The sequence below is a fragment of the Lelliottia sp. SL45 genome (genome assembly GCF_026672535.1).
Lineage (GTDB): Bacteria > Pseudomonadota > Gammaproteobacteria > Enterobacterales > Enterobacteriaceae > Enterobacter > Enterobacter nimipressuralis.
Genome location: NZ_JAPPRH010000003.1, coordinates 3,146,072 through 3,167,792, shown reverse-complemented (window position 1 = coordinate 3,167,792; position 21,721 = coordinate 3,146,072). Strand labels below are relative to the sequence as shown.

Sequence of the window (21,721 nt, the reverse complement as noted above, 5' to 3'; positions counted from 1 at the left end):
TATCTTTTTGGCGGGAGCGTTTTGCTGACCCGCCTCACTTAGCAGGAGGCTCTTGTGTCAACATTTGACTATCTTAAAACCGCGATCCGCCAGAAAGGCTGTACGTTGCAGCAGGTGGCGGAAGCCAGCGGGATGACCAAGGGCTATTTAAGCCAGCTTCTGAATGCCAAAATCAAAAGCCCGAGCGCGCAAAAACTTGAGGCGCTGCACCGCTTTCTGGGCCTCGAATTTCCGCGCATGCAAAAGAATATCGGCGTGGTATTTGGCAAGTTTTATCCGCTGCATACCGGCCATATCTATCTGATTCAGCGCGCCTGTAGCCAGGTGGATGAGCTGCATATCATCATGGGTTACGATGACACGCGTGATCGCGCGTTGTTCGAAGACAGCGCAATGTCCCAGCAGCCGACTGTCTCAGATCGTCTGCGCTGGCTGCTGCAGACGTTCAAATACCAAAAAAACATTCGTATTCATGCCTTTAACGAAGAGGGCATGGAGCCGTATCCGCACGGCTGGGATGTGTGGAGTAACGGCATCAAAGCCTTTATGGAAGAGAAGGGGATAGCCCCGAACTGGATCTATACGTCTGAGGAGTCCGATGCGCCGCAGTTCCGCGAACATCTCGGAACGGAAACGGTGCTGATCGATCCTAAGCGCACCTTCATGAACATCAGCGGCGCGCAAATCCGCGAAAACCCCTTCCGCTACTGGGATTACATCCCAACGGAAGTGAAGCCGTTCTTTGTGCGCACGGTGGCGATTCTGGGCGGTGAATCGAGCGGTAAATCTACGCTGGTCAACAAGCTGGCGAATATCTTCAACACCACCAGTGCCTGGGAGTATGGGCGCGATTACGTCTTCTCACACCTGGGCGGCGATGAGATGGCGCTCCAGTATTCCGATTACGACAAAATCGCGCTGGGCCATGCGCAGTACATTGATTTCGCGGTGAAATACGCGAACAAAGTGGCGTTTGTGGATACGGATTTCGTGACCACTCAGGCGTTCTGTAAAAAGTACGAGGGCCGTGAGCATCCGTTTGTTCAGGCGCTGATCGATGAATATCGCTTCGATCTGGTGATTTTGCTGGAAAACAATACGCCGTGGGTCGCCGATGGGATGCGCAGCCTGGGCAGCTCCGTCGACCGCAAAGAGTTCCAGACCATGCTGGTGGATATGCTGCGTGAGAATAACGTGGAGTTTGTCCATGTGGAGGAGTCGGACTACGATGGCCGCTTCCTGCGCTGCGTGGAGCTGGTGAAGACGTTGATGGGTGAGCAGGCGTAAAGCGCTGCTCCGAATGATCCCCTCTCCCAAACAGGGAGAGGGCAGAAAGAGGGGGTATGACCTCAGAACTGCACTACCACCTTCCCGCGCATATGCCCGTCCAGCACTTTGCGGTGCGCTTCGCTAATGCTCTCCACGCTTAATCCCTGCAGCGTCTCACTCAGCGAACTCTCCACCACACCGTTTTCGACCAGCTTCGCGACCTCATTCAGAATCTCACCCTGACGCGCCATGTCTGCGGTCTGATACATGCTTCGGGTATACATGAACTCCCAGTGCAGCGCGGCAGATTTAGACTTCAGCTTGCTTTGATCCAGCGGATGGTCGTTCTCAACGATGGTGCAAATATGCCCCTGCGGAGCAATCAGCTCGCTGACCGCCGCCCAGTGCCCGTCGGTATCGTTAAGAATGAAAATGTAATCCACAAAGGTAATGTCGTGCTTCGCCAGTTCACCTTGCAGGTCGCGATAATTCACCACCAGATCCGCACCGCGATCCCGACACCACTGGGCCGAATCTTCCCGGGACGCCGTGGCGATCACCTTGATCTGGCTGTTGTGTTTGGCAAAGGGGATCGCCAGCGATCCGACGCCGCCCGCGCCCCCGATGATCAGCAGTGTTTTGTCCGATCCGGCGTCCTGGATATTCAGCCGTTCAAACAATCCTTCCCACGCCGTCAGGGCGGTTAACGGCAGCGCCGCTGCGGCAGCCCAGTCGAGGTTTTGCGGTTTGTGGCCGACGATGCGCGCATCGATCAGCTGGTGCGTGGCATTGCTGCCCGGACGGGTGATGTCCCCTGCGTACCACACTTCGTCACCGGCTTTGAATTGCGTAACGCCCGCACCGACCGCCTTCACAATTCCGCTGGCGTCCCAGCCCAGAATACGCGGCGCTTGCAGACCGTTTTTGCTCAGGCTGGCATGAACTTTAGTATCGACCGGGTTTACAGAAACGGCTTTCACCTCAACCAGCAAATCATGCTCGCCGGGCTGCGGCATGGGCTGCGTGATCTCAATAAAAGCAGAAGGCTGGTCTGGATTAACGGCAATGGCTTTAACGGACATGGTGAACTCCTTATGGAATGCGTTTGTTGAGGCTAGTCTATTAAGTCACCAGTTGCGTGATAAGATGGACAATCAATAACAAAGTGTTCGCTTGAGATGAACAATCATGTTTAAACAGCTACAGGATATGGCCCTGTTTGCGCTGGTGGCCGAGATGGGGAGTTTTACCGCGGCGGCGCAAAAAGCGGGTCTGCCGAAATCAAGCGTCAGCCAGCGAATCAGCCAGCTTGAGCAGCAGGTCGGTATCCGCCTGCTGAACCGCACCACCCGCAAACTCAATTTAACCTATGCCGGAGAGCACTATCTGGTGCACTGCCGCGAGATGCTGGCGGCGAGCGAGCGCGCGGAATACGCCATTCAGCGTCTGCGCGATAATCCCGGCGGTCGACTGCGGATCACAAGCCCGGCGGGGATCGGTGCCACGCTGCTGGCGCATCTGAATGCGGAGTTTCAGCGCCGTTATCCGGATGTGTCGCTCGATGTCTGTATTTCAGATGATGTGCAGGATCTGGTGGAGTCTGGCTATGACGTCGCGCTGCGCACCGGCAAGCCGCAGGACTCTTCATTGATTGGCCGTATGATTGGCAACTGCCCGCGCTATATGCTGGCCTCGCCGGATTATCTGGCGCGCTTTGCTCCTCTGGAACATCCACGGCAGCTGGTGGATCACCGCTGTATCACTCACAAAGCCTGGCCGGAGTGGCTGTTGCGTCGTAACGACGAGGATTATCGGCATCTGCCTGACAACGCCCATGTCACGGATAACCTGGTTTACGCCAGGGAGAGTGCCATTGCGGGGGCGGGAATCACGCTGCTGCCCGCGTTTTTGCTGGAAGATAAAATCGAGAAGGGGGCGTTGGTGCCCGTGCTGCCAGAATGGCGCGTGGAGGGGAATGAGCTATGGCTGGTCTACCCGAGCCGGAAGCTGAATTCGCCTGCGTTGATGAGCTATATCCAGTTTGCGATGCAGTTTGATGAGGTGAAGCGGTTTTACGTTGGGGTGTGAATGCCGGGAGGCAGTGACGCCTTACCCGGCTTGCTTTCTTTCGTTTGCCCGGCAGGCAAAACGCCGCCGGGCAAATCAGGCACTTATTTGGAGATACGCTTGTACTTGATACGTTTTGGCTCCAGCGCATCGGCGCCGAGCGTGCGTTTCTTGTACTCTTCGTATTCGGTAAAGTTACCTTCGAAGAACTCCACTTTACCCTCGTCCTGGTAATCCAGAATGTGGGTGGCAATACGGTCCAGGAACCAACGGTCGTGCGAGATCACCATCGCACAGCCCGGGAACTCCAGCATGGCGTTTTCCAGCGCACGCAGGGTTTCGATATCCAGGTCGTTGGTCGGTTCATCGAGCAGCAGTACGTTACCACCAACCTGCAGCAGTTTCGCCAGATGCAGACGGCCACGCTCACCGCCGGACAGCTCGCCGACGCGTTTACCCTGATCCACACCTTTGAAGTTGAAGCGGCCAACGTAGGCGCGGCTCGGCATCTCGGTGTTACCGATACGCATGATATCCTGCCCGCCGGAGACTTCTTCCCACACGGTTTTGCTGTTGTCCATCGCGTCACGGAACTGGTCAACGGAGGCCAGTTTCACGGTATCACCCAGCGTGATGGTGCCGCTGTCAGGCTGTTCCTGACCAGACATCATGCGGAACAGGGTTGATTTACCGGCGCCGTTCGGACCGATGATCCCGACAATCGCCCCTTTCGGCACGGAGAAGCTCAGGTCGTCGATCAGCAGGCGATCGCCGTAGGATTTACGCAGATTGCTCACTTCAACGACTTTATCCCCCAGACGCGCGCCTGGTGGAATAAACAGTTCGTTGGTTTCGTTACGTTTCTGGTATTCGGAGTTGTTCAGCTCTTCAAAGCGTGCCAGACGGGCTTTGCCCTTAGACTGACGGCCTTTAGCACCCTGACGAACCCACTCCAGCTCTTTCTCAATCGATTTACGACGAGCAGCTTCCTGAGACGCTTCCTGGGCCAGACGCTGATCTTTCTGCTCCAGCCAGGAGGAGTAGTTGCCTTCCCACGGAATACCTTCGCCGCGGTCCAGCTCCAGGATCCAGCCTGCCACGTTATCAAGGAAGTAACGGTCGTGGGTAATCGCCACAACGGTCCCTTCGAAGTCGTGCAGGAAGCGTTCCAGCCAGGCGACGGATTCGGCATCCAGGTGGTTCGTTGGTTCGTCGAGCAGCAGCATGTCTGGCTTTTCCAGCAGCAGACGGCACAGTGCGACGCGGCGGCGTTCACCACCGGACAGTTTTTCGATTTTCGCGTCCCAGTCTGGCAGGCGCAGGGCATCGGCCGCACGCTCCAGCTGGACGTTCAGGTTGTGACCGTCGTGCGCCTGGATAATTTCTTCAAATTTACCCTGTTGCGCCGCCAGTTTGTCGAAGTCAGCGTCCGGTTCAGCGTACTTCGCGTACACCTCGTCCAGGCCTTTCAGTGCGTTAACAACTTCAGAAACGGCTTCTTCGATGGATTCGCGAACGGTGTGTTCCGGGTTCAGCTTCGGTTCCTGCGGCAGGTAACCGATTTTGAGACCAGGCTGCGGGCGAGCTTCACCTTCGATGTCTGTATCGATGCCGGCCATAATGCGCAGCAGGGTGGACTTACCGGCACCGTTGAGACCCAGAACACCAATTTTTGCGCCCGGGAAGAAGCTCAGCGAGATATTTTTCAGAATATGACGTTTCGGCGGAACGACCTTGCCGACACGATGCATGGTATAAACGAATTGAGCCACGTGGACTTCGCCTCTTTTATCGTGAAGAAAATAGAATTCAGCTGCGAAGTGTAGCCTTTTTCAGTGCCTAATCCCAGCCAGGAACGTCGGGAGTGTTAAAGCACGCAAGAAAGGTAAAAAAGTGTCCATAACGTGGCGTGTTGCGGTATGCCTGGTTAGCATAGATCCATTACATTTTTATGTGGCACGACGCCGCAACGGTATTCAACAAAATGAGGAAGAGCTTGTGGAAAAAGCCAAACAGGTGGTCTGGCGTCTGCTGGCTGCCAGCGTATGCGTGATGACGATAAGCCACGCAGCGCATGCCGATTCACTGGATGAACAGCGCAACCGCTATGCGCAAATCAAGCAGGCGTGGGACAGTAAGCAGATGGATACCGTGCAGGCACTGATGCCGACGCTGAAAGAGTATCCGCTCTATCCGTATCTGGAATACCGCCAGATCACCGACGATCTCATGAACCAGCCGACCCTCACCGTCGCGAATTTTATCCAGGCGAATCCGACGCTACCGCCCGCCCGCACTCTGCAATCGCGCTTTGTGAACGAGCTGGCGCGTCGCGAAGACTGGCGCGGTCTGCTGGCGTTCAGCCCGGAAAAACCGGGCACCACCGAAGCGCAGTGTAATTTCTATTACGCCAAATGGGCGACCGGGCAGCAGCAGGAAGCCTGGAGCGGAGCGAAAGATCTGTGGCTGACGGGCAAAAATCTGCCAAACGCCTGTGACTCGCTGTTTGGCGCCTGGCGCGCATCGGGTCAGCAAGATCCGCTCGCCTATCTCGAACGTATTCGCCTGGCGATGAAAGCGGGCAACACGCGTCTCGTGACCACGCTGGCTGGGCAGATGCCCTCCGATTACCAGACCATTTCCACGGCGGTTCTCCAGCTCGCCAACGATCCCAATTCTGTGCTGACGTTTGCTCGCTCGACGGGCGCGACCGATTTCACCCGCCAGATGGCGGCGGTGGCCTTTACCAGCGTCGCGCGTGACGATGTGGAAAACGCACGGCTGATGATTCCGCAGCTGGTGCAGGCGCAGCAGCTCAACGACGATCAAACCCAGGAGCTGCGCGATATCGTCGCGTGGCGTCTAATGGGCACCGATGTGACCGACGAGCAGGCGCGCTGGCGTGACGATGCGATCATGCGCTCAAACTCGACCTCGCTGGTTGAACGCCGTGTGCGTATGGCGCTCGGCACCGGCGATCGCCGTGGTTTAAACACCTGGCTCTCCCGCCTGCCGATGGATGCGAAAGAAAAGGACGAGTGGCGTTACTGGCAGGCCGATTTGCTGATGGAGCGCGGGCGCGATGACGAAGCGAAAGAGATCCTCCACTACCTGATGCAGCAGCGCGGTTTCTATCCGATGGCGGCGGCGCAGCGTCTGGGCGAAGAGTACACGCTGAAGATCGACAAAGCCCCGACAAACGCCAATCCAGCCCTGACGCAGGGTCCGGAAATGGCGCGCGTGCGCGAGCTGATGTACTGGAGCATGGATAACACCGCGCGCAGCGAGTGGGCCAACCTGGTGACCAGCCGCACGACTGACGAAAAAGCCCAGCTGGCGCGTTATGCCTTCGATAATCGCTGGTGGGATCTGAGCGTGCAGGCGACGATCGCCGGAAAACTGTGGGATCATCTGGAAGAGCGTTTCCCGCTGGCCTACAACGATCTGTTTGATCGCTACACCAGCGGCAAAGATATCCCGCAGAGCTATGCGATGGCGATTGCCCGTCAGGAGAGTGCCTGGAACCCGAAAGTGCGCTCGCCGGTGGGGGCCAGCGGCCTGATGCAAATTATGCCGGGGACCGCCACGCATACGGTGAAGATGTTTAATATTCCAGGCTACAGCAGCCCGTCACAGCTGCTGGATCCGGATACCAACATCAACATCGGCACCAGCTATTTACAGTATGTGTATCAGCAGTTCGGCAATAACCGCATCTTCTCTTCGGCGGCGTATAACGCAGGGCCTGGGCGTGTGCGCACCTGGCTTGGCAACAGCGCCGGGCGCATCGACGCGGTGGCGTTTATCGAGAGCATTCCGTTCTCCGAAACGCGCGGTTATGTGAAGAATGTGCTGGCCTATGACGCCTACTACCGCTACTTCATGGGGCAGAAAGACACCCTGATGAGCGACGCGGAGTGGCAGAGAAAGTATTAATCCGGATGGGTTGTGTTATGCTTGTACTCGTCTAAGAGTACAAACGGCGGCATAACATGACCCAGCATTCCCCTTATTCATCGGCGATGGCCGAACAGCGCAACCAGGAGTGGCTTCGTTTTGTGGAGCTGCTTCGCCAGTCCTACGAGAAAGATCTGCACCTGCCTCTGATGCAACTGATCCTGACGCCCGACGAGCGCGAAGCGCTGGGGACGCGCGTGCGCATTATTGAAGAGTTGCTGCGGGGGGAGATGAGCCAGCGTGAGCTGAAGAATGAGCTGGGGGCGGGGATTGCTACGATTACCCGTGGTTCGAACAGCCTGAAATCAGCCCCGGTTGAGCTGCGCCAGTGGCTTGAGGAAGTGCTGCTGAAAAATGCCTGAGGTGCCATCTGGAAAGAGAGCAATTGCAGGCCTGATGGCGTTGCGCTTATCAGACCTGCAAAAGATCAGCTCTCATCTTGGTTTTCAACGGTAAATCGCGTTATGAAACGGGCTTAACGCCAGCACCACTGCCTGATGGTAAACGCTCGAACGCGTCAGCGTTCCGGCGGTAAACACGCCGATGGCACCCTCTTTGCGGCCAATCTCGTCGATGCCGGTGTAGTGCGACATCACCGGCCCGAGCGCTTCTCCCGCCCGCACTTTTTCCAGAATGGTAGCCGGTAAAGGCAACGTCGCTGAACGGGATTCTCCGCGCTGCTCGCGGCTCTCAATCACCACCCAGCTAAAGGTTGCCCCTTCGTCAATTCCCGCTTCAATCGCGACCCAAAAATCGGCCTGCGGGCGCAGAGCTTTCGCATTCACGACGCGATTTCGTGCGCCAGCGCGCGTTTCCTCGCTTCCGAAAGGTTGTTCAGGGACGCCGCTCTCGACGCCGACGGCGTCGATATGGCAGGATCCTTCGCCGAAGATCTCTTCAAATGCCCTTAGAATTGCCTGAATTTTGGCAGGATTAGTGGTAGCAGAGACAACATGGTGCATAATTAAGCTCGATTCGAAAAAAACTCATCGCAGTATAACGGAAAAAAACATGTTACAGGTTTACCTTGTTCGCCACGGTGAAACGCAGTGGAACGCCGAGCGACGTATTCAAGGCCAGTCAGACAGTCCTCTCACCGCCAAAGGTGAGCAACAAGCATGGCAGGTTGCGGAGCGCGCCAGAAACCTGGGCATCACGCACATTATCGCCAGCGATTTAGGGCGCACGCAGCAAACGGCGCGCATTATCGCTGAGGCCTGCGGATGCGATATTATCCTCGATCCTCGCCTGCGCGAGCTCGACATGGGCGTGCTGGAAAAACGTCATGTGGATTCTCTGACGGAGCAGGAAGAGGGCTGGCGTCGTACGCTGGTCAACGGCACCGAAGATGGCCGTATTCCTGAGGGGGAGTCCATGCAGGAGCTGAGCGTGCGCGTTCAGGCGGCACTGGCAGATTGCCTCAAGCTACCGGCAGGTAGCCGACCGCTGCTGGTGAGCCACGGTATCGCACTGGGCTGCCTGGTGAGCACCATTCTTGGGCTGCCGGCCTATGCCGAACGCCGTTTGCGTCTGCGCAACTGCTCTATTTCCCGCATCGACTATCAGGAAAGCCCGTGGCTGGCGTCTGGTTGGGTGGTGGAAATGGCAGGGGACATCTCGCATCTGGACGCCCCTGCGCTGGATGAACTGCAGCGTTAGCGGCGAATCGGAATTAAGAATTCCATACGCAGATTGATTGGGCCTTCATCCGGTTTAGCATCGCTGGCCGGATAGTAGCGCTCAATGTCCTGGCCTTTACGGCGGTTCAGATTCAGCATCGGCATGCAGGTACCGTATACGGTCAGGATAAACTCCTGAACACCCGTTCCCAGCCCTTCATAGTTGAACATCACGTATTCACCGCCTTCCAGCACGACCGGCTTCGAGCCCTGAATATAGCCGTTGGCCATCTCAGGCGTGAGCGCGGTGGTGTAGAACACCTCCTGCTCGTCGTCCTTTTCCTGGCTTGGGTGCGTTTCATTCAGGCCATACAGCAACGGCGGGATCGCCGGGGCGTGGCTCAGGAAATCGCGCCAGAACTGGGTGCGCATCTGATGACGGAATTCAGAAATCTGTTCCAGCGAACAGGAGTAGCTTTGCGTCGTGCCAATCAGGTGCGTCTCTGGTAGGGTGACGAATTCATATTTTGGCATCGCAAATTCGCCCAGACGCAGCGGCGGGCGCATGCCAAACGAACTCCAGTCGGGTGAACGACGATAGAGCGCAGGCGTCAGCGAAAACTGTTTTTTGAAGGCGCGGGTAAAGGTCTGCTGCGAGTCAAAACGGTATTGCAGCGCAATATCCAGAATCGGACGCGCTGTCAGGCGCAAGGCCACCGCCGATTTTGAGAGACGACGTGCACGAATATAGGCACCGATAGCATGACCGGTGACATCCTTGAACATCCTTTGCAAATGCCACTTGGAATAACCTGCTTTTGCCGCCACATTATCCAGTGACAAAGGCTGGTCCAGATGACCTTCTAGCCAGGTAAGCAGATCGCGAATAATTCCAGCCTGATCCATATACTATCCTCATCCATAAAACAGCAGGTGCCTGATAACAGGGTAGCGGATAATAGCATTTTTTGATGTTTTAGCATTCAGTGTTTTTTTTGCGCATTAATGCTTTTTGCCGCACATTATGAGCATCAAATTGCTAATCCTGTGATCTTGCTACATTTTTATCCTGTTTGTTGAATAATCGCTCAATGCAATTTTAAAGAATGGTAACAATATGAAATACAAGACATTGATCTTCACCGCTCTGATGCTGTTAGTGGGTCGTAACGCGCTGGCCGAAGAAGTTGGCTCCGTCGATACCGTGTTTAAAATCTTTGGCCCGGACCATAAAATCGTGGTCGAAGCCTTTGACGATCCCGATGTGAAGAACGTCACCTGCTATATCAGCCGCGCGAAAACGGGCGGGATCAAAGGGGGGCTGGGGCTGGCTGAAGATACGGCCGATGCGGCGATCTCTTGTCAGCAGGTGGGGCCGGTGGAGCTGAGCGACAAAATTAAAAACGGCAAAGCGCAGGGCGATGTGGTGTTCCAGAAACGCACTTCGCTGGTGTTCAAAAAACTGCAGGTCGTGCGTTTCTATGATGCAAAACGGAACACGCTGGCGTACCTCGCGTACTCCGATAAAGTGGTTGAGGGATCGCCGAAAAACGCACTGAGCGCCGTGCCGATCATGCCGTGGCGCTAACTCAGGGGCACCCGATGCAGCAACCGTTGATTTGGCTGGTGGAAGACGAAATCAGCATCGCCGAGACGCTAATCTACATGCTTTCGCAGGAAGGCTTTGCGGTGAAGTCCTTCGAACGCGGGCTGCCTGCGCTCGAAGAGGCGCGGCGTCAGGCGCCTGCGCTCGCGATTCTGGATGTGGGTCTGCCGGATATCAGCGGTTTCGAGCTGTGTCGTCAGCTGCTGGCGCAACATCCGTCGCTGCCGGTGCTGTTCCTCACGGCCCGCAGCGATGAGGTGGATAAACTGCTGGGCCTCGAAATGGGGGCCGATGATTACGTCGCCAAACCCTTCTCGCCGCGCGAAGTGTGCGCCCGGGTGCGGACCATTTTGCGACGGATGCAGAAATCGGCGTTGCCTTCGGAGATCCTGCGCATCGGGCAGTTTGAACTCAACGAACCCGCCGCGCAGATCAGTTGGTGCGGCGAAGCATTACTTTTAACGCGCTACGAATTTTTGCTGCTCAAAACCTTGCTCCACGCGCCTGGCCGGGTATTTTCCCGCCAGCAGCTGATGGACAAAGTCTGGGGCGAGGATGGCGACAGCTTCGATCGCACCGTGGATACCCATATCAAAACCCTGCGCGCCAAACTGCGCGCCGTGAATGCGGACCTTTCGCCCATCAGCACCCATCGCGGCATGGGCTACAGCCTGGGGCTGTCGTAATGCGCATCGGCATGCGGCTGCTGCTGGGCTATTTCCTGATTGTCGCAATCGCCGCCTGGTTTGTGCTGTCGATCTTTGTGCAGGAGGTGAAACCCGGCGTACGCAGGGCTACCGAGGGGACACTGATTGATACCGCCACGCTGCTGGCGGAAGTGGGGCGCGACGATCTGCTGGCGAATGATCCCCAAAACGGCAGAGTTGCGCAGGCCTTCTCGCAGCTGCATCAACGCCCGTTTCGCGCCAACATTGGCGGCATCTACAAAGTGCGCAACGAATATCACGTCTACATGACCGACGCGCAGGGCAAAGTGGTGTTTGATTCCATCGGCAAAGGGCTGGGAGAGGATTATTCGCGCTGGAATGATGTCTGGCGCACCCTGCGCGGGCAGTACGGCGCGCGCAGTACCCAGGACGATCCCAACGACCCTGAGAGCACCGTGATGTACGTGGCGGCACCCATTGTTGATCGGGGAAAAATCATCGGCGTGCTGTCGGTGGGGAAACCGAACAGCGCTATGGCGCCGGTGATCCACCGCAGCGAGCGGCGCATTCTTTGGGCGGGCGGCGCGCTGCTGGGGATTGCCCTGCTGATAGGGCTGATTGTGGCGTGGTGGATCAACCGTTCCATCAGCTCCCTGTCGCGCTACGCGGATTCTGTGACCCACGAGACGCCGCTGCCGTTGCCCGATCCGGGCAGCAGCGAGTTGCGCAAGCTGGCGCAGGCGCTGGAAAACATGCGTATCCGCCTCGAAGGCAAAAATTATATTGAGCATTACGTTCACGCCCTGACCCATGAGCTGAAAAGCCCGCTGGCGGCGATTCGCGGCGCGGCGGAGATCTTGTCAGAGCAGCCGCCACCGCCGGTAGCCGCGCGGTTTATCGACAATATCCTGGTGCAGAACGCGCGGATGCAGTCGCTGGTCGAAAAGCTGCTGGAGCAGGCGAAGCTGGAAAACCGCGTGGAGATTATCCCCGGTACCGTCAATATGACTGCGCTGTTCACGCGCATCAGCGACGCGCGCGCAACGATGCTGGCGGCAAAAGATATCCATCTGAGTTGTCAGGTCGACGTGCCGACGGTCGAGGGCGATGCGGATTTGCTGGAGCAGGCGCTGGGCAACCTGCTGGATAACGCCATCGACTTTACGCCGCACGGCGGGAGTATCACGCTCACCGCTGAAGCCGCGCACAAGCAGACCCTGCTGAAGGTGACCGACAGCGGCAGCGGTATTCCAGACTACGCCCTGGCCCGCATCTTTGAGCGCTTTTACTCACTTCCGCGCGAAACGGGCCTGAAGAGCAGCGGCCTTGGGCTGGCGTTTGTGCAGGAGGTGGCGCGTCTGCATCACGGCGATATTCAACTTCGCAATCGCGAAGCAGGCGGCGTCGAGGCTATTTTGGCACTTCACCGTCCCTTCACATAACTTCAAATTCCGCGCACATAGCCACGTTACGCTCTCTCCATCACTAAGGAGAAGGCAATGAAAAAATCCCCCCTGTTCTGGAAAGTTAGCACCCTGATGGGGTGCATCCTGCTGCTGTTAGTTCCGCTGTTTATGGTAAGCAACCTGATTTCGGAGCGTGCCAGCTATCGCGATGACGTCGAAGATACGCTGCGCCAAAGCACCAGCGGGCCGCAGCAGCTCACCGGCCCGTTAATCGCGATTCCGGTAACGGAAATTTATTACACGATTGAAGATAAGGTTCAGGTTGAGCACAAGCGCAGTTTCCTGCACTTTTTGCTGCCGGAATCGCTGGTGATTGATGGCAATCAGCAGGTCGAATCCCGAAGCATCGGCATCTACGATGGGCAGATCTGGAGCACTGATCTGAAACTGAAAGCGCAATTTAATACGGATAAGCTGGACCAGCTCAAAGGGGAAACCATCACGCTGGGCCAACCGTTTGTGGCTGTCGGCGTCGGTGATGCGCGTGGGATCGGTGCGGTGAACGTGTCGAAAGTGAACGGCGAAACCATGACCGTAGAGCCGGGTTCCGGCATCCTGGGGGAGCAGGCGGGGATTCACATTCCACTGACGTGGGAAACGCTCAATGCAAAAAACATCGAACTGGAGATGGCGTTGAATCTCAACGGGACGGGCAGTTTCTCCGTCGTGCCGGTCGGGCGTAACAGCGAGCTGACGCTGCGCAGCAACTGGCCGCACCCTGGTTTTATGGGGGATTACTTACCGTCGAAGCGCGAAATCAGCGCCTCAGGATTTCAGGCCCACTGGCAAAGCAGCTGGTTTGCGAACAATCTTGAAAGCGTGTTCAGCGCGAGTGAAACACCTTCGTTTCGTGACGTTCCAGCCTTTAGCGTGACGGTGGCGACGCCTGCCGATCAGTATCAGTTAACTGACCGTGCCATTAAGTATGCCATTTTGTTGATTGCGCTGACGTTTATGGCTTTCTTTGTCTACGAAACGCTCTCTCACCTTCGTCTGCACCCGATGCAGTATCTGCTGGTGGGGCTGTCGCTGGTACTGTTCTATCTGGTACTGCTGGCGTTGTCAGAACATGTGGGCTTTACCCCTGCCTGGATTATCGCAAGCCTGGTCGGGGCGATGATGAACGGGGTTTATTTGCAGGCGGTGCTGAAGGGCTGGAAGCGAAGCGCGGTGTTTGTCGTAGCGCTGTTAGGCCTGGACGGTGTGATGTGGTTCCTGCTGCGTTCGGAAGACAGCGCGCTGCTGCTGGGGTCGGGCGTGCTGGCAATAGCGCTGTTTGCGGTGATGTATCTGACGCGGCACTTTGACTGGTACTCGCTCACACAGGTGAAGCGCAGTATGCCGAAAAGTGAAGAGAACCCGTATTCGTTACGGATCTGGAAATAAAAAAACGGCGCGTTAAGCGCCGTTTTTACTGCATTGAGAGCGGGATTATTCCTGCAAGTCGCCGCAGAAACGATAGCCTTCGCCATGGATAGTGGCGATGATTTCTGGCGTATCCGGCGTAGACTCGAAGTGTTTACGAATGCGACGGATCGTCACGTCAACAGTACGGTCGTGCGGCTTCAGCTCGCGGCCCGTCATCTTCTTCAGCAGCTCTGCACGGGACTGAATTTTGCCCGGGTTTTCGCAGAAGTGCAGCATGGCGCGGAATTCACTGCGCGGCAGTTTGTACTGTTCACCGTTCGGGCTAACCAGCGAACGGCTGTTGATATCAAGTTCCCAGCCGTTGAATTTGTAGCTGTCTACGCTACGACGCTCTTCACTCACCGTACCCAGATTCATGGTACGGGACAGCAGGTTGCGTGCACGAATGGTTAACTCGCGAGGATTAAACGGCTTGGTGATGTAGTCATCAGCGCCGATTTCCAGGCCAAGAATTTTATCAACTTCATTATCACGGCCTGTCAGGAACATTAACGCCACGTTCGCCTGTTCACGCAGCTCGCGTGCCAGAAGAAGGCCGTTTTTCCCGGGCAGGTTGATATCCATGATGACCAGGTTGATATCATTTTCAGAAAGGATCTGATGCATCTCTGCGCCATCGGTCGCTTCAAAGACATCGTAGCCTTCTGCTTCGAAAATGCTCTTTAACGTGTTGCGTGTTACCAACTCGTCTTCAACGATAAGAATGTGCGGGGTCTGCATGTTTGCTACCTAAATTGCCAACTAAATCGAAACAGGAAGTACAAAAGTCCCTGACCTGCCTGATACATGTCGCAAATTAACATGATCGGCCTAACGTGACTAAAGTACGTAATTGCGTTCTTGATGCACTTTCCATCAACGTCAACAACATCATTAGCTTGGTCGTGGGCACTTTCCCTCAGGACCCGACAGTGTCAAAAACGGCTGTCATCCTAACCATTTTAACAGCAACATAACAGGCTAAGTGACACCGGACACCCAATAAAACTACGCTTCGTTGACATATATCAAGTTCAATTGTAGCACGTTAACAGTTTGATGAAATCATCGTATCTGATTGCTAGCCTTTGTCACAATTTTTCAATAAACCAACTAGTTGCAGATATTGATTAATAAACAACGCGAATCCAATTCGAAAAACCAATCAATACGAGTATTATCATTATTAAACATACGGATAACTAATGTCTGTTAACATTTGAATCACTAGTTCCGTTACGGAACAGTTTAGCGCTTTTAATTCATGGTGAAACGCTATTTCGGTGATTTGTGTTGCAATTTTGTAAATTCGCGCTGCGTAATATGTTGAGCTGCGTCACACTTTTACCGGCTAACTGATTAAAAAGAGAGCAAAAATGCACTTATCGATAGTGCTGGTTTCGCCAGCAAGAGCAGAAAATATTGGCGCTGCCGCCCGGGCAATGAAGACCATGGGATTCACCGATTTGCGCATCGTAGACAGCGAGGCGCACCTTGAGCCAGCCGCCCGTTGGGTGGCACACGGATCGGGTGAAATCCTCGATAACATAACCACTTACGCGAATCTCGCCGATGCGCTGCACGACATTTCGTTCACCGTCGCGACCACCGCCCGCAGCCGGGCGAAGTATCATTATTACGCGACGCCAACCGAACTGGTGCCGCTGCTGGAAGAAAAAAGCACGTGGCTAACCAAAGCTGCACTGGTTTTTGGCCGCGAAGATTCGGGCCTGACCAATGAAGAATTGGAGCTGGCAGACGTGCTGACCGGTGTGCCGATGGTGGCGGATTATCCGTCCCTCAATCTCGGCCAGGCGGTGATGGTCTATTGCTATCAATTAGCATCTTTAATGCAAATTCCCGCGCCCGATGTGAACGGCGGAGATGAAAACCAGCTGCGGGCGTTGCGCACGCGAACGCACTCGCTCTTAAACCAGCTTGGCGTGGCTGACGATCAGAAAATGGTGGACTGGCTTCATCAGCGACTGGGATTGCTTGAGCAGCGCGACACGGCAATGTTGCACCGATTGCTGCACGATATCGAAAAAAAAATTGGCAGAATAAAAACCTGACATTTGTTTTTCGTATGGCTTAACCGTCTGTCGATAAGGGTTGCAACTGGTCGTATCCGGATAAAAATAAAACCGCAAGCAGCGGGTCGTGAAAGGGTTACAAATTGTGATCAAATTAAAAATTCATTGACTTAAGGTGCCGGATACTTTAACCCTAAAAGAATACAGGACAGACAGAAAACAACACAGAGCACACAACATCCATGAATCGCGTTAGCACCACCACCATTACAACAACCATCATCATTACCACAGGTAACGATGCGGGCTGACGCGTAACAGGAAAAACAGAAAAAAGCCCGCACCTGAACAGTGCGGGCTTTTTTTTCGACCAAAGATCACGAGGTAAACCATGCGAGTCTTGAAGTTCGGCGGTACATCAGTGGCAAACGCAGAACGTTTTCTGCGCGTTGCCGATATCCTGGAAAGCAACGCCAGGCAGGGGCAGGTGGCAACCGTGCTCTCTGCCCCGGCGAAAATTACTAACCACCTGGTGGCGATGATTGAAAAAACCATCGGTGGCCAGGATGCTCTCCCGAACATCAGCGATGCCGAGCGCATTTTTACCGAGCTGCTTCAGGGGCTGGCAGATATCCAGCCAGGCTTCCCGCTCGCCCGGCTGAAAGCCTTAGTGGAACAAGAGTTCGCACAGATCAAACATGTCCTGCACGGCATCAGCCTGCTGGGACAATGCCCGGATGGCATCAACGCGGCGCTGATTTGCCGCGGTGAAAAACTCTCAATCGCCATCATGGCGGGCCTGCTGGAAGCGCGTGGTCACCATGTCACGGTGATCGACCCGGTCGAAAAACTGCTGGCGGTGGGCCATTACCTCGAATCCACCGTCGATATCGCCGAATCTACCCGTCGCATCGCCGCCAGTAAAATCCCGGCTGACCATATGATTCTGATGGCGGGCTTCACTGCCGGTAACGAGAAGGGCGAACTCGTGGTGCTGGGCCGTAACGGTTCCGACTACTCTGCCGCCGTGCTGGCTGCTTGTTTGCGCGCCGATTGCTGCGAAATCTGGACGGACGTTGACGGCGTCTATACCTGCGATCCGCGCCAGGTGCCGGACGCAAGGCTGCTGAAATCGATGTCGTATCAGGAAGCGATGGAGCTGTCGTATTTCGGCGCAAAAGTCCTCCATCCACGCACCATCTCCCCGATTGCCCAGTTCCAGATCCCTTGCCTCATCAAAAATACCGGTAACCCGCAGGCGCCAGGAACGCTGATTGGCGCGAGCCATGATGAAGACGATTTGCCGGTCAAAGGCATCTCTAACCTCAATAACATGGCGATGTTCAGCGTCTCCGGTCCGGGGATGAAAGGCATGGTCGGCATGGCCGCACGTGTGTTTGCCGCGATGTCGCGCAACGGTATCTCCGTTGTGCTCATCACGCAGTCCTCCTCTGAATACAGCATCAGCTTCTGCGTGCCGCAGGCGGATTGTGGCCGTGCGCGTCGCGCGCTGGAAGATGAGTTTTATCTGGAGCTGAAAGAAGAGCTGCTGGAACCGCTGTCGATCCAGGAACGCCTGGCGATTATCTCGGTCGTCGGCGACGGAATGCGCACCCTGCGCGGGATCTCCGCAAAATTCTTTGCCGCGCTGGCACGCGCCAACATCAACATCGTGGCCATTGCCCAGGGCTCTTCCGAGCGCTCGATTTCGGTTGTGGTGAGCAATGATGACGCGACCACCGGTGTCCGTGTCACGCACCAGATGCTGTTCAACACCGATCAGGTGATCGAAGTGTTCGTCATTGGCGTCGGCGGTGTGGGCGGCGCACTGCTGGAGCAGGTGAAGCGTCAGCAGGGCTGGCTGAAGAACAAACATATCGATCTGCGTGTCTGCGGCGTGGCGAACTCCCGAGCGCTGCTGACCAACGTCCACGGGCTGAATCTGGAAAGCTGGCAGGATGAACTGGCGCAGGCGAAAGAGCCGTTTAATCTTGGCCGTCTGATTCGTCTGGTGAAAGAGTATCACCTGCTTAATCCGGTGATTGTGGACTGTACCTCAAACCAGGCCGTCGCCGATCAGTATGCTGACTTCCTGCGCGAAGGTTTCCACGTCGTGACGCCGAACAAAAAGGCCAACACCTCGTCGATGGATTATTACCATCAGCTGCGCACCGCGGCCAGCAAGTCTCGCCGTAAGTTCCTCTACGACACCAACGTCGGCGCGGGGCTGCCGGTGATTGAGAACCTGCAAAACTTGCTGAACGCGGGTGATGAACTGCAGCGCTTCTCCGGCATTCTCTCCGGTTCTCTGTCGTTCATTTTCGGCAAGCTGGATGAAGGGATGAGCCTCTCGGAAGCCACCCGTGAAGCGCGTGAGCTGGGCTATACCGAGCCAGACCCGCGTGACGATCTCTCGGGCATGGATGTCGCGCGTAAGCTGCTGATCCTCGCCCGTGAAACCGGCCGTGAGCTGGAGCTGTCGGATATCGTCATCGAGCCGGTGCTGCCTGCAAGTTTTGATGACAGCGGCGATGTCGCTACTTTTATGGATCGCTTAGCGCAGCTCGATGACGACTTTGCGGCACGTATCGCAAAAGCCCGTGATGAAGGCAAAGTATTGCGCTATGTTGGCAACATCGAAGACGACGGCGTGTGCCGCGTGAAGATTGCTGAAGTGGACGGGAACGATCCGCTCTTTAAAGTGAAAAACGGCGAAAACGCCCTGGCGTTTTACAGCCACTATTATCAGCCATTACCGTTGGTACTTCGCGGTTATGGCGCAGGGAATGATGTGACGGCGGCGGGCGTGTTTGCCGATCTGCTGCGTACCCTGTCATGGAAGTTAGGAGTTTAACATGGTCAAAGTTTATGCCCCGGCTTCCAGCGCTAATATGAGCGTCGGATTTGATGTGCTGGGTGCGGCGGTAACGCCCCTCGACGGTTCGCTGCTGGGTGATACCGTCACCGTCGAAGCGGCGGACAGTTTCAGCCTCAATAACATTGGCCGCTTCGCCAACAAGCTGCCGCCAGAGCCGCGCGAGAATATTGTCTACCAGTGCTGGGAGCGCTTCTGTCAGGAGATCGGTAAAAACGTGCCGGTCGCCATGACCCTTGAAAAAAGTATGCCGATTGGCTCCGGGCTGGGTTCCAGCGCCTGTTCCGTCGTCGCCGCGCTGGTGGCGATGAACGAACACTGCGGCAAACCGCTTAACAACACCCGCCTGCTGTCACTGATGGGCGAACTGGAAGGGCGCATCTCTGGCAGCATTCACTATGATAACGTCGCGCCGTGCTTCCTTGGCGGGATGCAGCTGATGATCGAAGAGAACGGCATTATCAGCCAGCAGGTGCCAGGCTTTGATGAGTGGCTATGGGTGCTGGCCTATCCGGGGATTAAAGTTTCGACCGCTGAAGCGCGCGCGATTCTGCCCGCGCAGTATCGTCGTCAGGACTGTATCGCGCACGGTCGTCATCTGGCGGGCTTTATTCACGCCTGCTATACCCGTCAGCCTGCGCTCGCCGCGAAGCTGATGAAAGATGTGATTGCCGAGCCGTACCGCACCAAACTGCTGCCGGGCTTCAATGAAGCGCGTGAGGCGTCACTGGATATCGGCGCGCAGGCGTGCGGTATTTCGGGCTCAGGCCCAACGCTGTTCGCCCTTTGCGATAAGCCGGACACCGCGCAGCGCGTGGCAGACTGGCTGGCGAAAAATTACCTGCAAAATCAGGAAGGCTTTGTTCATATTTGCCGTCTGGACACGGCAGGCGCACGAGTACTGGGATAAACGATGAAACTCTACAATCTTAAAGATCATAACGAGCAGGTGAGCTTCGCGCAGGCGGTGACTCAGGGGCTGGGCAAAAATCAGGGGCTGTTTTTTCCGCATGATTTGCCGGAGTTTAGCCTGACGGAAGTCGATGAAATGCTGAAGCAGGATTTCGTCAGCCGCAGCGCGAAAATCCTCTCTGCTTTTATTGGCGATGAAATTCCTCACGAACTGCTGGAAGCGCGCGTGCGCACTGCGTTTGCCTTCCCGGCACCGGTGAAATCCGTTGAGCCAGACATCGGCTGTCTGGAGCTGTTCCACGGCCCGACGCTGGCGTTTAAAGATTTCGGCGGGCGCTTTATGGCGCAGATGCTGACGCACATCAGCGGCGACAAACCGGTCACCATTCTGACGGCGACGTCTGGTGATACCGGTGCAGCGGTGGCTCACGCGTTTTACGGCCTGAAAAACGTGCGCGTGGTGATCCTCTATCCGCAGGGCAAAATCAGCCCGCTGCAGGAAAAACTGTTCTGTACCCTCGGCGGTAACATTGAAACCGTCGCCATCGACGGCGATTTCGATGCCTGTCAGGCGCTGGTGAAGCAGGCCTTCGACGACGAAGAGCTGAAAGTGGCGCTGGGACTGAACTCGGCGAACTCAATCAACATCAGCCGTCTGCTGGCGCAGATTTGCTACTACTTCGAGGCGGTGTCGCAACTGCCGCAGGAAGCTCGCAATCAGCTGGTGATTTCTGTTCCAAGCGGCAACTTTGGCGATCTGACCGCCGGGCTGCTGGCCAAATCCCTGGGCCTGCCGGTGAAGCGTTTTATCGCGGCGACCAACGCCAATGACACCGTTCCACGCTTCCTGAAGGATGGCAAGTGGACGCCAAACGCGACGCAGGCGACGCTCTCTAACGCGATGGACGTGAGCCAGCCGAACAACTGGCCGCGCGTGGAAGAGCTGTTCCGCCGTAAGATCTGGCGTCTGGGCGATCTCGGCTATGCGGCGGTGAGTGATGACACTACCAAAGCGACGATGCGTGAGCTGAAAGCGGTGGGGTATACCTCCGAGCCTCACGCGGCGATTGCCTATCGTGCGCTGCGCGACCAGCTTAATCCGGGCGAGTACGGCCTGTTCCTCGGAACAGCGCACCCGGCGAAGTTCAAAGAGAGCGTGGATGAGATCCTGGGTGAATCGCTGCCGTTGCCAAAAGAGCTGGCCGATCGCGCCGATCTGCCGCTGCTGTCCCACACTCTGCCAGCAGATTTTGCGGCGCTGCGTCAGCTGATGATGACGCGCGAGTGAGGGTTATGCCGGGTGGCGGCTTCGCCTAACCGGCTAACAGAACGCACATAGCTAGCTAAACCGGGTTCGCCCGGTTTTTTTATGGAGAAAATAAGGAGAAAAAATGCAGGGAAAAAGCAGAAATTCCCAATAAATGCGCTCACTTAGAGATTAGGATTGCAGAGAATAACATCCCCGACTTCCCTCACGTAATCTCCTTACATCGGCCCACGTTGGGCAAGAATATGAAGGAGTCACCTATGTCTAAACTGAAACCTGCAATGCTCGCACTTTCGCTGATGCTGGTCGCTCCCGCAGTGGTACAGGCCGGAGAGATCACGCTGATCCCGGCGGTTAAATTACAGATTGGCGATCAGGATAAAAGCGGACACTACTGGGATGGCGGCCGCTGGCGCGACCATGACTGGTGGAAATCGCATTACGAATGGCGCGACAACCGCTGGCATCCGCATGACGAGCATCGCGAGCCTCACGATAATCGTCATGGTGATAAGCATGATAACCACGGCAAGGGGCCGGACTGGAAACATCATTAACACTGCCTGATGGCGCTG

General features: G+C 56.0%; 21 protein-coding genes and 1 other annotated feature. Of the genes, 16 read left to right on the top strand and 5 right to left on the bottom strand.

Going from position 1 to position 21,721, the window contains the following annotated elements:
* Positions 1-54: 54 nt before the first annotated feature.
* Positions 55-1,287, top strand: a complete 1,233-nt coding sequence (nadR, locus tag OVA10_RS21330) for a multifunctional transcriptional regulator/nicotinamide-nucleotide adenylyltransferase/ribosylnicotinamide kinase NadR (protein WP_100777725.1) — start codon at positions 55-57, stop codon at positions 1,285-1,287.
* 62 nt (positions 1,288-1,349) lie between these two features.
* Here the strand turns inward: nadR and OVA10_RS21325 are convergent, their stop codons facing one another.
* Entirely contained in the window at positions 1,350-2,351 is a 1,002-nt protein-coding gene (locus OVA10_RS21325; protein WP_100777724.1) for a zinc-binding alcohol dehydrogenase family protein, read from the bottom strand.
* A gap of 106 nt (positions 2,352-2,457) precedes the next feature.
* Here OVA10_RS21325 and OVA10_RS21320 point away from each other — a divergent pair, with 106 nt between their 5' ends.
* A complete protein-coding gene (locus OVA10_RS21320; RefSeq protein ID WP_268196755.1) occupies positions 2,458-3,357 on the top strand; it encodes a LysR family transcriptional regulator in 900 nt (299 codons plus the stop codon).
* An 83-nt stretch (positions 3,358-3,440) separates the two neighbouring features.
* On the opposite strand, the gene ettA is transcribed toward OVA10_RS21320, so the two are convergent.
* Complete coding sequence (gene ettA / locus OVA10_RS21315; protein ID WP_100777722.1) at positions 3,441-5,108, bottom strand: energy-dependent translational throttle protein EttA; 1,668 nt, start codon at positions 5,106-5,108, stop codon at positions 3,441-3,443.
* A gap of 226 nt (positions 5,109-5,334) precedes the next feature.
* On the opposite strand from ettA, the gene sltY reads away from it, so the two are divergent.
* Together sltY and trpR are read left to right on the top strand one after the other, a co-directional pair.
* Positions 5,335-7,272, top strand: coding sequence for a murein transglycosylase (sltY, locus tag OVA10_RS21310; protein ID WP_268196754.1), 1,938 nt, complete (start codon positions 5,335-5,337; stop codon positions 7,270-7,272).
* A gap of 56 nt (positions 7,273-7,328) precedes the next feature.
* Positions 7,329-7,655, top strand: a complete 327-nt coding sequence (trpR, locus tag OVA10_RS21305; protein ID WP_100777720.1) for a trp operon repressor — start codon at positions 7,329-7,331, stop codon at positions 7,653-7,655.
* Positions 7,656-7,739: 84 nt separating this feature from the next.
* Here the strand turns inward: trpR and yjjX are convergent, their stop codons facing one another.
* Positions 7,740-8,255, bottom strand: a complete 516-nt coding sequence (gene yjjX / locus OVA10_RS21300) for an inosine/xanthosine triphosphatase (protein ID WP_123429520.1) — start codon at positions 8,253-8,255, stop codon at positions 7,740-7,742.
* A 49-nt stretch (positions 8,256-8,304) separates the two neighbouring features.
* Between yjjX and gpmB the strand changes: the two genes are divergently transcribed.
* Positions 8,305-8,952 (top strand): 2,3-diphosphoglycerate-dependent phosphoglycerate mutase GpmB, encoded by a 648-nt coding sequence (gene gpmB / locus OVA10_RS21295; RefSeq protein WP_268196753.1) that lies wholly within the window; start codon positions 8,305-8,307, stop codon positions 8,950-8,952.
* Here gpmB and robA read toward each other — a convergent pair.
* A complete protein-coding gene (gene robA, locus OVA10_RS21290; RefSeq protein ID WP_100777717.1) occupies positions 8,949-9,818 on the bottom strand; it encodes an MDR efflux pump AcrAB transcriptional activator RobA in 870 nt (289 codons plus the stop codon). The two genes, gpmB and robA, sit on opposite strands and share 4 nt — an antisense overlap.
* A gap of 211 nt (positions 9,819-10,029) precedes the next feature.
* Here robA and creA point away from each other — a divergent pair, with 211 nt between their 5' ends.
* From creA to creD, 4 genes are read left to right on the top strand one after another with little or no spacing between them, the layout of a single operon-like run.
* Positions 10,030-10,500, top strand: a complete 471-nt coding sequence (creA, locus tag OVA10_RS21285; RefSeq protein ID WP_100777716.1) for a protein CreA — start codon at positions 10,030-10,032, stop codon at positions 10,498-10,500.
* Between the two features lie 14 nt (positions 10,501-10,514).
* Complete coding sequence (gene creB, locus OVA10_RS21280; RefSeq protein WP_100777715.1) at positions 10,515-11,204, top strand: two-component system response regulator CreB; 690 nt, start codon at positions 10,515-10,517, stop codon at positions 11,202-11,204.
* Positions 11,204-12,628 (top strand): two-component system sensor histidine kinase CreC, encoded by a 1,425-nt coding sequence (creC, locus tag OVA10_RS21275; RefSeq protein WP_268196752.1) that lies wholly within the window; start codon positions 11,204-11,206, stop codon positions 12,626-12,628. Before creB ends, creC begins: the two co-directional genes overlap by 1 nt.
* Positions 12,629-12,685: 57 nt before the next feature.
* Positions 12,686-14,038, top strand: a complete 1,353-nt coding sequence (creD, locus tag OVA10_RS21270) for a cell envelope integrity protein CreD (RefSeq protein ID WP_268196751.1) — start codon at positions 12,686-12,688, stop codon at positions 14,036-14,038.
* Positions 14,039-14,083: 45 nt separating this feature from the next.
* Here the strand turns inward: creD and arcA are convergent, their stop codons facing one another.
* Positions 14,084-14,800 carry a two-component system response regulator ArcA gene (gene arcA / locus OVA10_RS21265; protein WP_006174002.1) on the bottom strand — a complete coding sequence of 239 codons (717 nt, stop codon included), beginning with the start codon at positions 14,798-14,800 and terminating at the stop codon, positions 14,084-14,086.
* 95 nt (positions 14,801-14,895) lie between these two features.
* On the opposite strand from arcA, the gene yjjY reads away from it, so the two are divergent.
* The 7 genes from yjjY to OVA10_RS21230 all read left to right on the top strand — a co-directional run bounded on the left by yjjY (position 14,896) and on the right by OVA10_RS21230 (position 21,703).
* Positions 14,896-15,036, top strand: coding sequence for a protein YjjY (gene yjjY / locus OVA10_RS21260; protein ID WP_001303782.1), 141 nt, complete (start codon positions 14,896-14,898; stop codon positions 15,034-15,036).
* A gap of 399 nt (positions 15,037-15,435) precedes the next feature.
* Complete coding sequence (locus OVA10_RS21255) at positions 15,436-16,131, top strand: tRNA/rRNA methyltransferase (protein ID WP_268196750.1); 696 nt, start codon at positions 15,436-15,438, stop codon at positions 16,129-16,131.
* A 203-nt stretch (positions 16,132-16,334) separates the two neighbouring features.
* Positions 16,335-16,403: a thr operon leader peptide gene (gene thrL, locus OVA10_RS21250; RefSeq protein WP_107704209.1), complete on the top strand. Its 69-nt coding sequence runs from the start codon at positions 16,335-16,337 to the stop codon at positions 16,401-16,403.
* Positions 16,342-16,460 (top strand) — a sequence feature (Thr leader region). Its footprint overlaps the gene before it by 62 nt.
* Positions 16,461-16,483: 23 nt before the next feature.
* Positions 16,484-18,946: a bifunctional aspartate kinase/homoserine dehydrogenase I gene (gene thrA, locus OVA10_RS21245; protein ID WP_102104556.1), complete on the top strand. Its 2,463-nt coding sequence runs from the start codon at positions 16,484-16,486 to the stop codon at positions 18,944-18,946.
* A 1-nt stretch (position 18,947) separates the two neighbouring features.
* Complete coding sequence (thrB, locus tag OVA10_RS21240; protein WP_100777710.1) at positions 18,948-19,877, top strand: homoserine kinase; 930 nt, start codon at positions 18,948-18,950, stop codon at positions 19,875-19,877.
* A gap of 3 nt (positions 19,878-19,880) precedes the next feature.
* On the top strand, positions 19,881-21,167 hold the full coding sequence (gene thrC / locus OVA10_RS21235; RefSeq protein ID WP_123429516.1) for a threonine synthase: 1,287 nt from the start codon (positions 19,881-19,883) through the stop codon (positions 21,165-21,167).
* Positions 21,168-21,406: 239 nt separating this feature from the next.
* Positions 21,407-21,703: a DUF2502 domain-containing protein gene (locus tag OVA10_RS21230; protein WP_100777708.1), complete on the top strand. Its 297-nt coding sequence runs from the start codon at positions 21,407-21,409 to the stop codon at positions 21,701-21,703.
* The last annotated feature ends 18 nt before the right edge of the window (positions 21,704-21,721 follow it).

What these genes read in the sequence shown, in the direction of transcription:
- OVA10_RS21325 (WP_100777724.1), bottom strand. Translation starts at nt 2,351, where the DNA reads ATGTCCGTTAAAGCCATTGCCGTTAATCCAGACCAGCCTTCTGCTTTT.
- OVA10_RS21320 (WP_268196755.1), top strand. Translation starts at nt 2,458, where the DNA reads ATGTTTAAACAGCTACAGGATATGGCCCTGTTTGCGCTGGTGGCCGAG.
- trpR (WP_100777720.1), top strand. Translation starts at nt 7,329, where the DNA reads ATGACCCAGCATTCCCCTTATTCATCGGCGATGGCCGAACAGCGCAAC.
- yjjX (WP_123429520.1), bottom strand. Translation starts at nt 8,255, where the DNA reads ATGCACCATGTTGTCTCTGCTACCACTAATCCTGCCAAAATTCAGGCA.
- gpmB (WP_268196753.1), top strand. Translation starts at nt 8,305, where the DNA reads ATGTTACAGGTTTACCTTGTTCGCCACGGTGAAACGCAGTGGAACGCC.
- robA (WP_100777717.1), bottom strand. Translation starts at nt 9,818, where the DNA reads ATGGATCAGGCTGGAATTATTCGCGATCTGCTTACCTGGCTAGAAGGT.
- creA (WP_100777716.1), top strand. Translation starts at nt 10,030, where the DNA reads ATGAAATACAAGACATTGATCTTCACCGCTCTGATGCTGTTAGTGGGT.
- creB (WP_100777715.1), top strand. Translation starts at nt 10,515, where the DNA reads ATGCAGCAACCGTTGATTTGGCTGGTGGAAGACGAAATCAGCATCGCC.
- creC (WP_268196752.1), top strand. Translation starts at nt 11,204, where the DNA reads ATGCGCATCGGCATGCGGCTGCTGCTGGGCTATTTCCTGATTGTCGCA.
- creD (WP_268196751.1), top strand. Translation starts at nt 12,686, where the DNA reads ATGAAAAAATCCCCCCTGTTCTGGAAAGTTAGCACCCTGATGGGGTGC.
- arcA (WP_006174002.1), bottom strand. Translation starts at nt 14,800, where the DNA reads ATGCAGACCCCGCACATTCTTATCGTTGAAGACGAGTTGGTAACACGC.
- OVA10_RS21255 (WP_268196750.1), top strand. Translation starts at nt 15,436, where the DNA reads ATGCACTTATCGATAGTGCTGGTTTCGCCAGCAAGAGCAGAAAATATT.
- thrA (WP_102104556.1), top strand. Translation starts at nt 16,484, where the DNA reads ATGCGAGTCTTGAAGTTCGGCGGTACATCAGTGGCAAACGCAGAACGT.
- thrB (WP_100777710.1), top strand. Translation starts at nt 18,948, where the DNA reads ATGGTCAAAGTTTATGCCCCGGCTTCCAGCGCTAATATGAGCGTCGGA.
- thrC (WP_123429516.1), top strand. Translation starts at nt 19,881, where the DNA reads ATGAAACTCTACAATCTTAAAGATCATAACGAGCAGGTGAGCTTCGCG.
- OVA10_RS21230 (WP_100777708.1), top strand. Translation starts at nt 21,407, where the DNA reads ATGTCTAAACTGAAACCTGCAATGCTCGCACTTTCGCTGATGCTGGTC.